Genomic DNA, 10,551 nt, shown 5'->3' with positions numbered 1-10,551 from the left:
ACATGGTTGATGACGCTGAATTGTTGGAATTGGTTGAAATGGAAGTACGCGAATTACTGTCCAAATACGAATTCCCAGGCGACGACTTGCCAATTATCCAAGGTTCCGCAAAATTGGCGCTCGAAGGTGACAAAGGTCCATTGGGCGAAGAAGCAATCATGAAATTGGCTGATGCACTCGACAGCTACATCCCAACACCAGAACGCGCAGTTGACGGTGCATTCTTGTTGCCAGTTGAAGACGTGTTCTCCATCTCTGGTCGCGGTACAGTTGTTACAGGTCGTATCGAACGCGGTATCGTTAAAGTCGGCGAAGAGATCGAAATCGTTGGTATTAAAGACACAGTAAAAACAACATGTACTGGCGTTGAAATGTTCCGCAAATTGCTGGATCAAGGTCAAGCTGGGGATAACGTTGGTGTATTGTTGCGCGGCACTAAGCGTGAAGATATCCAGCGTGGTCAAGTGTTGGCAAAGCCAGGTTCAATCAAGCCACATAGCCACTTTACTGGTGAGATCTATGTATTGTCTAAAGATGAAGGTGGTCGTCACACACCATTCTTTAACAACTACCGTCCACAGTTCTACTTCCGTACAACGGACGTCACTGGTTCGATCGAGTTGCCAAAAGACAAAGAAATGGTCATGCCAGGCGATAACGTATCTATCACAGTAAAACTGATCAACCCGATCGCGATGGAAGAAGGCTTGCGCTTCGCTATCCGTGAAGGCGGTCGTACTGTTGGTGCGGGCGTTGTTGCAAAAATTATCGAGTAATTTCGAAAAATTGTAGTACACTAGTCGGCTGCCGTGTTTTTAAGCACGACAGCCGCTTTTTTTTAGTAATCGCTCTTTGTAAAAATTGCCACACTCACTGAGTAGTTGGCTCGTTCTTTATAGGAATTAGCATGTCCACACAAAATCAAAAGATCCGCATCCGTCTGAAAGCTTTCGATTACAAATTAATCGATCAATCCGCTTTGGAAATCGTTGAAACAGCAAAACGCACTGGTGCGGTTGTTAAGGGCCCAGTTCCACTGCCAACACGTATTCAACGTTTCGACGTATTGCGTTCCCCACACGTGAACAAAACTTCACGTGATCAGTTTGAAATTCGTACTCACCAGCGTTTGATGGATATCGTTGATCCAACAGATAAAACGGTTGATGCTTTGATGAAGCTCGACTTGCCAGCTGGTGTTGATGTGGAAATCAAATTGCAATAATCAATCCATTTGAAGATTTGCTGCTTTATTGTGTAATTACAAATTGGCGAATTTAAAAGGAATTGACATACCACATTTTTTTGAATTTTCAAATAATTTGCGTTGTAAATAAAAAATTTGTGGGCTATAATCGAAGGCTTAAATGTAGGTTAGCTTCCGCTAACCTTTTCGTTTAAGTTTTTTAAACATCAGCCTCACCCAATCGTAGGTGAGAATGGAGAAAATAATGAGCTTGGGCCTAGTTGGTCGCAAGGTTGGCATGATGCGCATCTTTACAGATGATGGGGATTCAATTCCTGTTACTGTTTTGGACGTATCCAACAACCGCGTGACGCAAGTCAAAACTCCTGAAACAGACGGTTACTCCGCTGTTCAGGTAACTTTCGGTCAGCGCCGTGCATCCCGTGTAACTAAAGCGGCTGCCGGTCACCTCGCAAAAGCAGGTGTTGAAGCTGGTACTGTATTAAAAGAATTCCGTGTTGATGCTGCTAAAGCTTCCGAACTGAAGGCTGGTGATGTTGTGCCTGTTGGATTGTTTGAAGCTGGTCAAAAAGTTGATGTGCAAGGCGTAACAATTGGTAAAGGCTATGCCGGTACCATCAAACGTCACCACTTCGCTTCTGGTCGTGCTACTCACGGTAACTCCCGTTCGCATAACGTTCCAGGTTCTATCGGTATGGCGCAGGATCCAGGTCGTGTTTTTCCTGGTAAGCGTATGACTGGTCACTTGGGTGATGCAACTCGCACTGTGCAAAATCTGGAAATCGCTCGCGTAGATGCAGAGCGTCAGTTGTTGCTCGTGAAGGGTGCTGTGCCGGGCGCAAAAAATGGTCAGGTAGTTGTATCTCCTGCTGTTAAAGTTAAAGCAAAGAAGGGAGCTTAATCCATGGAACTGAAGCTCCTAAACGAACAAGGTCAAGCTGCAGCGAACGTCGTTGCTCCTGATACTATTTTCGGTCGTGATTACAACGAAGCCTTGATTCATCAAGTAGTTGTTGCATTCCAAGCGAACGCTCGTAGCGGCAATCGCAAGCAAAAAGATCGTGAAGAAGTCCACCACACAACTAAGAAGCCTTGGCGTCAAAAAGGTACTGGTCGTGCACGTGCTGGTATGTCTTCCTCTCCTTTGTGGCGTGGCGGTGGTCGTATTTTCCCAAATTCACCAGATGAGAACTTCTCTCACAAAGTTAACAAAAAGATGTATCGCGCAGGTATCTGCTCGATCCTCTCTCAGTTGGCTCGTGAAGGTCGTCTGAACGTGGTTGATGATGTTGCTGTAGATGCTCCGAAAACAAAACTGTTGACGGAAAAATTGAAAGCATTGGGTTGCCTGGATTCCGTTTTGATCATCACTGATGAATTCAATGAAAATCTGATGTTGGCAGCACGTAACTTGGCAAACGTATTGGTTGTTGAGCCGCGTTATGCTGATCCAGTTTCTTTGGTGTTCTACAAGAAAGTGTTGATCACTAAGCCAGCACTGGCAAAGATTGAGGAGATGCTGGCATGAGCGCATTAATCAAACATAGCGAAGAACGCCTGATGAAGGTGTTGCTGGCTCCTGTGATTTCTGAAAAAGCAACTATGGTTGCTGAGAAGAATGAGCAAGTGGTTTTCCTGGTTATGCCAGATGCAACCAAGCCAGAAATTAAAGCTGCCGTCGAATTGCTGTTTAAGGTTCAAGTTGAATCTGTACAAGTAGCAAATCGTCAAGGTAAACAAAAACGTACCGGTAGATTTAATGGCCGTCGCAATCATACAAAACGCGCTTTTGTATGCTTGAAGCCAGGTCAAGAAATCAACTTCACTGAGGGGGCATAAGCATGGCACTCGTTAAGATGAAGCCAACCTCACCAGGTCGTCGTGGTATGGTGAAAGTGGTAACAGAGGGCCTGTACAAAGGTCGTCCGTTTGCTGCTTTGTTGGAAAAGAAATCCAAAACTGCTGGCCGTAATAATAACGGTCACATCACTACCCGTCATATCGGTGGTGGTCATAAGCAGCATTATCGTATTGTTGACTTCAAACGCAACACTAAAGACGGTATTCCTGCAAAAGTAGAGCGTATTGAATACGATCCTAACCGTACAGCACACATTGCATTGTTGTGTTTTGCGGATGGTGAACGTGCATACATCATCGCCACTAAAGGTATGGCTGTTGGTGATCAGGTAATGAGCGGCTCTCAAGCGCCAATCAAATCTGGTAACTGCTTGCCAATCCGTAATATCCCTGTCGGTACAACTATGCACTGCGTAGAAATGTTGCCAGGCAAGGGTGCTCAGATGGCGCGTACAGCTGGTGCTGGCGTTGTTCTGATGGCGCGTGAAGGTACATACGCTCAGGTTCGTTTGCGCTCCGGTGAAGTTCGTCGCGTTCATATTGAATGCCGCGCAACAGTCGGTGAAGTTGGTAACGGCGAACACAATCTGCGTAAGATTGGTAAAGCTGGTGCGATGCGTTGGCGCGGTGTTCGTCCTACCGTTCGCGGTGTGGTAATGAATCCAGTTGATCACCCGCACGGTGGTGGTGAAGGTAAAACCGCAGCAGGTCGTCATCCAGTTTCTCCATGGGGTCAACAGACCAAGGGTAAGAAGACACGTCGCAACAAGCGTACTACTTCGATGATCGTCTCACGCCGTGGTAAGAAATAAGGGATAAAACATGACACGTTCATTGAAAAAAGGGCCGTTTTGCGACGCCCACCTGGTGAAGAAAGTCGAAACTGCGCAAGCAAATAAAGACAAAAAGCCAATCAAGACTTGGTCCCGTCGTTCGACAATTATGCCGGACTTCATCGGTTTGACCATTGCGGTACATAACGGTAAGCAGCACGTACCAGTTTATGTTTCCGAAAACATGGTTGGTCACAAGCTCGGCGAATTTGCGCTGACCCGTACGTTCAAGGGTCACGCTGCCGATAAAAAGGCTAAGAAATAAGGACCGATGATGGAAACTAAAGCTAATCTTCGCGGTGTGCGTCTGTCTGAGCAAAAAGGTCGCCTTGTAGCAGACCTTATCCGTGGTAAAAAAGTAGATCAGGCATTGAATATCCTGGCATTCAGCCCTAAAAAAGGTGCTGCAATCATTAAGAAAGTGTTGGAGTCTGCAATTGCAAACGCCGAGCACAACGATGGTGCAGATATCGATGAGCTGAAAGTAAAGACTATCTATGTCGAAAAAGGTGCGATTCTGAAGCGTTTCACAGCACGCGCTAAGGGTCGTGGTGATCGTATCTCTAAACAATCCTGTCACATTTATGTGACTGTCGGTAACTAAGGAGTCACGATGGGACAGAAGATACATCCAACCGGTTTTCGTCTTGCGGTAACACGTAACTGGTCTTCACGTTGGTATGCAGGCAACGGTAATTTTGCTGCCATGCTCGGTGAAGATCTGAAAGTACGTGAGTACCTGAAGAAAAAACTGAAAAACGCATCTGTAGGCCGCATCACTATTGAGCGTCCAGCGAAAAACGCACGTATTACTATTTACAGCTCCCGTCCAGGCGTTGTAATCGGTAAAAAAGGCGAAGATATTGAAGTATTGAAAGCTGAATTGTCGAAAATGATGGGCGTGCCAGTTCACGTCAACATCGAAGAAATTCGCAAGCCAGAAATCGATGCGCAATTGATCGCTGATTCGATCGCTCAACAGCTCGAAAAACGTATTATGTTCCGCCGTGCGATGAAACGTGCGATGCAAAATGCAATGCGTTTGGGTGCTCAAGGCATTAAGATTATGTCCGGTGGTCGTTTGAACGGTATTGAAATCGCTCGTAAAGAATGGTATCGCGAAGGCCGTGTGCCTCTGCATACATTACGCGCTGATATCGACTACGGTTTTGGCGAAGCATCCACAACTTACGGCATTATTGGCGTAAAAGTGTGGGTCTACAAAGGTGATCGTTTAGCAAATGGCGACGCGCCTGTCATCGAATCGACTCCAGAAGACGACAAAAAACGTCGTGGTCCACGTCGTGACGATGGCAAGCCAAATAGCCGTCCACGTGCTAAGCGTCCTGAAGGGCAAACTACAACTGGTGCAGCAGCTCCAGCAGCCAAGCGCGTACGCGCAAAAGCTGACGCTGCAGCTCCAGCTGAGAAAGCAGGAGAATAATCATGCTGCAACCAGCACGCAGAAAATATCGTAAGGAGCAAAAAGGCCGTAACAAGGGGATTTCTCATTCCCGTGGTACAGCTGTCTCCTTCGGTGAGTTTGGCTTGAAAGCGGTTGGCCGTGGTCGTATCACAGCGCGTCAGATCGAAGCTGCGCGTCGTGCGATGACCCGTCATATTAAACGCGGTGGTCGTATTTGGATCCGTGTTTTCCCGGACAAGCCAATTTCCCAGAAGCCTGCAGAGGTTCGTATGGGTAATGGTAAGGGTAATCCTGAGTACTACGTTGCCGAGATTCAACCAGGCAAAATGTTGTACGAGATGGATGGTGTCGATGAAGCGCTGGCACGCGAAGCGTTCCGCTTGGCTGCAGCTAAATTGCCGTTGATGACTACGTTCGTCGTCCGTCAAGTCGGCCAATAATAGGAGTTGTAAATGAAAGTATCTGAACTCCAAGGTAAAGATCAAGCGGCTTTGACCAAAGAACTTAATGATCTGTTGAAGGCACAATTCAGCCTGCGTATGCAAATCGCTACACAGCAACTGACTAACACTTCGCAGTTGAAAAAAGTTCGTCGTGACATCGCACGTGTTAAAACCGTCATGAACCAGAAGGATGCCAAATAATGAACGATCAAGTTAAAGTGGCATTGAAGCGCACATTAATTGGCAAAGTTGTGTCAGACAAGATGGACAAAACCGTAACAGTGGTTGTTGAACGTCACGTCAAACATCCTTTGTATGGCAAGATCATCGTACGTAGTGCAAAGTACCACGCTCACGATGAAGCAAACCAAGCAAAAGCTGGCGATACAGTTGAGATCCAAGAAGGTCGTCCAATCTCCAAGACTAAAGCTTGGACAGTGACACGTGTGGTTCAAGTTGCACAAGTCGTATAAATTTATTGCACAAAATATTTTTTGATGTAATAATGATGGGCTGTCATTTGCAATGCATGTAAATGACAGCCTAAATGTCTTTCGCAACACCCTCTCGTTGTGAAAGTGGTTAAAAAATCGTCCACCTAATCAGTTGGCTCGTGCATTGTAGGTTATGTAGGGGTTGGCTGGCAGGACCAAGACTGACTACAAGCTTGCATTGTGCAAGTGATGTGGATTAAGTTGGGAAAGAGAACATTATGATTCAAACAGAAAGCCGGCTGGAAGTGGCTGACAATACTGGTGCACGCGAAGTTTTGTGTATTAAGGTATTGGGCGGTTCCAAGCGTCGTTATGCGGGTATCGGTGATGTAATTAAAGTCACTGTGAAATCTGCTGCTCCACGCGGTCGTGTAAAAAAAGGTGAAATTTACAACGCCGTGGTTGTGAGAACAGCTAAGGGTGTTCGTCGTCAAGATGGCTCGTTGGTCAAATTTGATGGCAATGCTGCAGTATTATTGAATGCAAAGCTTGAGCCTATAGGCACTCGTATTTTCGGCCCAGTAACACGCGAATTGCGTACTGAGCGCTTCATGAAAATCGTGTCTTTAGCTCCAGAAGTGCTGTAAGGAGTCATGATGAATAAAATTCGTAAAAACGACGAAGTCATCGTCTTGACGGGTAAAGACAAAGGTAAACGTGGTCAGGTGCAAGCATGCATCGACAGCGATTACGTTGTTGTAGCTGGTATTAACGTTGCTAAAAAAGCTGTTAAGCCTAACCCAATGACTGGCGCAGTAGGTGGCATCGTTGATAAAGTGATGCCGATTCATGTGTCGAATGTTGCGTTGTTTAACGCTGCATCTGGCAAAGCAGACCGTGTAGGCTTTAAGGTCGTGGATGGTAAGAAAGTCCGCGTCTACAAGTCGACTGGCGAAGTTGTGAAGGCATAACATCATGGCCCGTCTACAAGCATTATATAAAGAAAAAATCGTTGCTGCGTTGACTGAAAAGTACGCGTATAAGTCTTCGATGGAAGTTCCACGCATCTTGAAAATTACCCTGAATATGGGTTTGTCTGAAGCAATTGCAGACAAAAAGATTATTGAGCATGCTGTTGGTGACTTGACCAAGATCGCTGGCCAAAAGCCAGTCGTGACTAAAGCACGTAAAGCGATTGCAGGTTTTAAAATCCGTGAAGGCTATCCAATCGGTTGTATGGTAACTTTGCGTGGCGCTCAGATGTATGAATTCCTGGATCGTTTCATCACTGTGGCATTGCCACGTGTACGTGACTTCCGTGGTGTTTCTGGTCGTGCGTTTGATGGTCGTGGTAACTACAATATCGGTGTCAAGGAACAGATCATTTTCCCTGAAATCGAGTACGACAAGATCGACGCATTGCGTGGTATGAATATCAGTATCACGACAACAGCAAAGACCGACGAAGAAGCGAAAGCACTCCTCGCCGCATTTAAATTTCCGTTCAGAAACTGAGGTCGCCATGGCAAAATTGGCACTGATTAATCGTGAGCAAAAGCGTGCAGATTTGGTGAAGAAATTCGCTGGTAAGCGCGCCGAATTGAAGGCCATCATTGATGACCAATCAAAGACAGAAGAAGAGCGTTATATCGCTCGTCTGAAGTTGCAGGCTTTGCCACGTAATTCTAATCCGACCCGCCAGCGTAATCGTTGCGCTTTGACAGGTCGCCCACGTGGCACATTCCGTAAATTCGGTTTGGGCCGTATTAAACTCCGTGAAGTCGCCATGCGTGGTGAAATCCCGGGTATGACTAAAGCCAGCTGGTAATAGGAGAATAAGCAATGAGTATGAGCGATCCTATCGCCGATATGCTGACCCGCATTCGTAACGCACAAGTTGTTCAAAAAACTGTAGTTGCGATGCCGTCTTCAAAAGTAAAAGTTGCAATTGCAAACGTACTTAAAGACGAAGGTTACATTGAAGATTTCGCAGTTTTGGAAACTGCAGGTAAGTCCGAATTAAAAATCGGCTTGAAATATTATGCAGGACGTCCTGTTATTGAGCGTTTGGAACGTGTTTCACGTCCAGGTCTCCGTATTTACAAAGGTAAAGACGAGATTCCAAGCGTGATGAACGGTTTGGGCGTGGCCATTGTGTCCACACCAAAAGGCGTCATGACTGACCGCAAAGCGCGCGCAACCGGTGTCGGTGGCGAAGTTATTTGCTACGTCGCCTAAGGAGTGAAAGATGTCTCGAGTAGGTAAGATGCCAATCGCTTTGCCGGCCGGTGCAGAAATTGCAATTTCAGCAGAGCAGATTACAGTAAAAGGTCCTATGGGCGTATTGACACAAAGCTTAAACGGCTTAGTGGCAATTGCGAACGACAACGGCACTTTGAGTTTTTCACCAGCCAATGATGGCCGTGAAGCTAATGCAATGACAGGTACTTTACGTGCTCTGGTCAATAACATGGTTAACGGTGTTACTAAAGGCTTCGAAAGAAAACTCACATTGGTCGGCGTTGGTTACAAAGCGCAAGCCCAAGGTGACAAATTGAATTTGTCTTTAGGTTTTTCACACCCAGTTGTACATCAAATGCCAGCAGGCGTTTCTTGTGCTACGCCAACACCTACTGAAATCCTGATCAAAGGGGTTAATAAGCAGCAAGTAGGTCAAGTGGCAGCTGAAGTCCGTGCATACCGCAGCCCAGAGCCTTATAAAGGCAAGGGTGTCCGTTATGCGGACGAAGTGGTTGTGATTAAAGAAACCAAGAAGAAGTAATAGGGGTTGACGATGGACAAGAAACAATCACGTCTGCGCCGCGCACGTCAAACCCGTGCCAAGATCGCAGAACTCAAAGTGAACCGCCTGGCCGTGCATCGCACCAACTTGCACATCTACGCAAACATTATTGGCCCAGACGCCAAAGTGTTGGCATCTGCTTCTACAGTAGAAGCAGAAGTACGTGCAGAGTTGGCTGGCAAGTCCGGTGCTGGTGGCAACACCACAGCCGCGACTTTGATCGGCAAGCGTGTAGCAGAGAAGGCAATCAAAGCAGGGGTTACCGAAGTTGCGTTTGACCGCTCCGGTTTCCGTTACCATGGCCGCATCAAGGCGCTTGCAGAAGCTGCCCGCGAAGCTGGCTTGAAGTTCTAAGGAAAATTTGTCATGGCAAAAATGCAAGCAAAAACAGCAGCCGACAAGCCGGATGATGGCATGCGCGAAAAAATGATCGCGATCAACCGTGTAACCAAAGTGGTTAAGGGTGGTCGTATCATGGGTTTCGCGGCGCTGACAGTCGTAGGTGACGGCGATGGCCGTATCGGTATGGGCAAGGGAAAATCGAAAGAAGTTCCTGTAGCTGTACAAAAAGCGATGGAAGAAGCACGTCGTAAGATGATTAAAGTGACTTTAAAGAACGGTACATTGCAGCACACCGTTACTGGTAAGCACGGCGCATCTTCCGTCATGATTTCTCCAGCAAAAGAAGGTACTGGCGTTATTGCTGGTGGTCCAATGCGCGCGATTTTTGAAGTAATGGGTATTGTAAACGTTGTTGCTAAATCCAACGGCTCTACAAATCCTTACAACATGGTTCGTGCGACTTTGAATGGTCTGGCTAAGATGAGTACTCCATCTGAAATCGCTGCAAAGCGTGGCAAGACCGTTGAAGAAATCCTCGGTTAAGGAGAGCGCGATGACTAAGACAGTAAAAGTACAATTGGTCAAAGGTCTGATCGGCACACGCCAGGATCACCGTGCTACCGTACGTGGTCTGGGCTTGCGTCGTGTCAATTCAGTTTCTGAATTGGAAGACACACCAGCAGTACGCGGCATGATCAATAAAGTCTCGTATCTTGTGAAGGTTGTAGCGTAAGTCGCAAGGCTTATGTTCGGAGCAAATTATGGAATTGAATAACATCCAACCTGCTGATGGCGCAAAACACTACAAACGTCGTGTTGGTCGTGGTATCGGTTCAGGTTTAGGTAAGACAGCGGGTCGCGGCCATAAAGGTCAAAAATCCCGTTCAGGCGGCTTTCATAAAGTCGGTTTCGAGGGCGGTCAGATGCCTCTGCAACGTCGTTTGCCAAAACGTGGTTTTAAATCACTGGCAACCCCGTTTAAAGCAGAAGTTCGTTTGACAGACCTGGAAAATCTGCCAGTGACTGAAATTGACATCTTAGCTTTGAAACAAGCTGGTGTTGTTTCGGAGCTCGCACGTGTAGTTCGTGTGATCTTGTCTGGTGCAATTTCCAAGAAAGTTACTTTGAACGGCTTGATCGTCACTAAAGGCGCTAAAGCTGCAATCGAAGCTGCTGGCGGAACAATCGCTTAATTCAGTGCAG

The 10,551-nt window shown here is 46.7% G+C and carries 22 protein-coding genes; all 22 read left to right on the top strand.

Annotated elements, in window-relative coordinates; genetic code table 11:
- On the top strand, nt 1-776 hold a 776-nt coding region (locus tag ACO0KV_RS08385), incomplete at its 5' end, for an elongation factor Tu (protein ID WP_423041736.1).
- A gap of 131 nt (nt 777-907) precedes the next feature.
- Nucleotides 908-1,225, top strand: a complete 318-nt coding sequence (rpsJ, locus tag ACO0KV_RS08380) for a 30S ribosomal protein S10 (RefSeq protein ID WP_110255911.1) — start codon at nt 908-910, stop codon at nt 1,223-1,225.
- A gap of 226 nt (nt 1,226-1,451) precedes the next feature.
- Nucleotides 1,452-2,108: a 50S ribosomal protein L3 gene (gene rplC / locus ACO0KV_RS08375; protein WP_423041734.1), complete on the top strand. Its 657-nt coding sequence runs from the start codon at nt 1,452-1,454 to the stop codon at nt 2,106-2,108.
- Nucleotides 2,109-2,111: 3 nt separating this feature from the next.
- Nucleotides 2,112-2,735: a 50S ribosomal protein L4 gene (rplD, locus tag ACO0KV_RS08370; protein ID WP_423041732.1), complete on the top strand. Its 624-nt coding sequence runs from the start codon at nt 2,112-2,114 to the stop codon at nt 2,733-2,735.
- Nucleotides 2,732-3,046 carry a 50S ribosomal protein L23 gene (gene rplW / locus ACO0KV_RS08365; RefSeq protein ID WP_186911227.1) on the top strand — a complete coding sequence of 105 codons (315 nt, stop codon included), beginning with the start codon at nt 2,732-2,734 and terminating at the stop codon, nt 3,044-3,046. Before rplD ends, rplW begins: the two co-directional genes overlap by 4 nt.
- A gap of 2 nt (nt 3,047-3,048) precedes the next feature.
- A complete protein-coding gene (rplB, locus tag ACO0KV_RS08360) occupies nt 3,049-3,879 on the top strand; it encodes a 50S ribosomal protein L2 (protein ID WP_423041730.1) in 831 nt (276 codons plus the stop codon).
- A gap of 10 nt (nt 3,880-3,889) precedes the next feature.
- A complete protein-coding gene (gene rpsS, locus ACO0KV_RS08355) occupies nt 3,890-4,165 on the top strand; it encodes a 30S ribosomal protein S19 (RefSeq protein WP_186911225.1) in 276 nt (91 codons plus the stop codon).
- Between the two features lie 6 nt (nt 4,166-4,171).
- A complete protein-coding gene (gene rplV / locus ACO0KV_RS08350) occupies nt 4,172-4,504 on the top strand; it encodes a 50S ribosomal protein L22 (RefSeq protein ID WP_174244915.1) in 333 nt (110 codons plus the stop codon).
- Between the two features lie 9 nt (nt 4,505-4,513).
- Nucleotides 4,514-5,344 carry a 30S ribosomal protein S3 gene (rpsC, locus tag ACO0KV_RS08345; RefSeq protein WP_186911224.1) on the top strand — a complete coding sequence of 277 codons (831 nt, stop codon included), beginning with the start codon at nt 4,514-4,516 and terminating at the stop codon, nt 5,342-5,344.
- Between the two features lie 2 nt (nt 5,345-5,346).
- Entirely contained in the window at nt 5,347-5,766 is a 420-nt protein-coding gene (gene rplP / locus ACO0KV_RS08340) for a 50S ribosomal protein L16 (protein ID WP_186911223.1), read from the top strand.
- A gap of 12 nt (nt 5,767-5,778) precedes the next feature.
- Nucleotides 5,779-5,970, top strand: a complete 192-nt coding sequence (gene rpmC / locus ACO0KV_RS08335; RefSeq protein WP_162021780.1) for a 50S ribosomal protein L29 — start codon at nt 5,779-5,781, stop codon at nt 5,968-5,970.
- Entirely contained in the window at nt 5,970-6,242 is a 273-nt protein-coding gene (gene rpsQ / locus ACO0KV_RS08330; RefSeq protein WP_110255920.1) for a 30S ribosomal protein S17, read from the top strand. The genes rpmC and rpsQ overlap by 1 nt, the downstream gene beginning before the upstream one ends.
- Nucleotides 6,243-6,481: 239 nt before the next feature.
- The gene (rplN, locus tag ACO0KV_RS08325) at nt 6,482-6,850 is read left to right on the top strand and encodes a 50S ribosomal protein L14 (protein ID WP_006464924.1); all 369 of its coding nucleotides are present in this window, start codon (nt 6,482-6,484) and stop codon (nt 6,848-6,850) included.
- A 9-nt stretch (nt 6,851-6,859) separates the two neighbouring features.
- The gene (gene rplX / locus ACO0KV_RS08320) at nt 6,860-7,174 is read left to right on the top strand and encodes a 50S ribosomal protein L24 (RefSeq protein WP_186911222.1); all 315 of its coding nucleotides are present in this window, start codon (nt 6,860-6,862) and stop codon (nt 7,172-7,174) included.
- Between the two features lie 4 nt (nt 7,175-7,178).
- Nucleotides 7,179-7,718, top strand: coding sequence for a 50S ribosomal protein L5 (gene rplE, locus ACO0KV_RS08315; protein ID WP_186911221.1), 540 nt, complete (start codon nt 7,179-7,181; stop codon nt 7,716-7,718).
- A gap of 7 nt (nt 7,719-7,725) precedes the next feature.
- Nucleotides 7,726-8,031 (top strand): 30S ribosomal protein S14, encoded by a 306-nt coding sequence (rpsN, locus tag ACO0KV_RS08310; RefSeq protein ID WP_186911220.1) that lies wholly within the window; start codon nt 7,726-7,728, stop codon nt 8,029-8,031.
- A 14-nt stretch (nt 8,032-8,045) separates the two neighbouring features.
- Entirely contained in the window at nt 8,046-8,441 is a 396-nt protein-coding gene (gene rpsH, locus ACO0KV_RS08305; protein WP_176804273.1) for a 30S ribosomal protein S8, read from the top strand.
- 10 nt (nt 8,442-8,451) lie between these two features.
- The gene (gene rplF / locus ACO0KV_RS08300; RefSeq protein ID WP_423041728.1) at nt 8,452-8,985 is read left to right on the top strand and encodes a 50S ribosomal protein L6; all 534 of its coding nucleotides are present in this window, start codon (nt 8,452-8,454) and stop codon (nt 8,983-8,985) included.
- 12 nt (nt 8,986-8,997) lie between these two features.
- On the top strand, nt 8,998-9,360 hold the full coding sequence (gene rplR, locus ACO0KV_RS08295; RefSeq protein ID WP_186884637.1) for a 50S ribosomal protein L18: 363 nt from the start codon (nt 8,998-9,000) through the stop codon (nt 9,358-9,360).
- A 12-nt stretch (nt 9,361-9,372) separates the two neighbouring features.
- Entirely contained in the window at nt 9,373-9,891 is a 519-nt protein-coding gene (rpsE, locus tag ACO0KV_RS08290; RefSeq protein ID WP_110255927.1) for a 30S ribosomal protein S5, read from the top strand.
- Nucleotides 9,892-9,901: 10 nt separating this feature from the next.
- A complete protein-coding gene (rpmD, locus tag ACO0KV_RS08285) occupies nt 9,902-10,081 on the top strand; it encodes a 50S ribosomal protein L30 (RefSeq protein WP_186911217.1) in 180 nt (59 codons plus the stop codon).
- Nucleotides 10,082-10,109: 28 nt separating this feature from the next.
- Nucleotides 10,110-10,541, top strand: a complete 432-nt coding sequence (gene rplO / locus ACO0KV_RS08280) for a 50S ribosomal protein L15 (protein WP_186911216.1) — start codon at nt 10,110-10,112, stop codon at nt 10,539-10,541.
- Nucleotides 10,542-10,551 lie beyond the last annotated feature (10 nt).

This window comes from Undibacterium sp. RuRC25W (genome assembly GCF_049339825.1).
Lineage (GTDB): Bacteria > Pseudomonadota > Gammaproteobacteria > Burkholderiales > Burkholderiaceae_D > Undibacterium.
The sequence above is the reverse complement of the archived record's forward strand: the minus strand, read 5'-3'. Positions and strand labels throughout refer to the sequence as shown.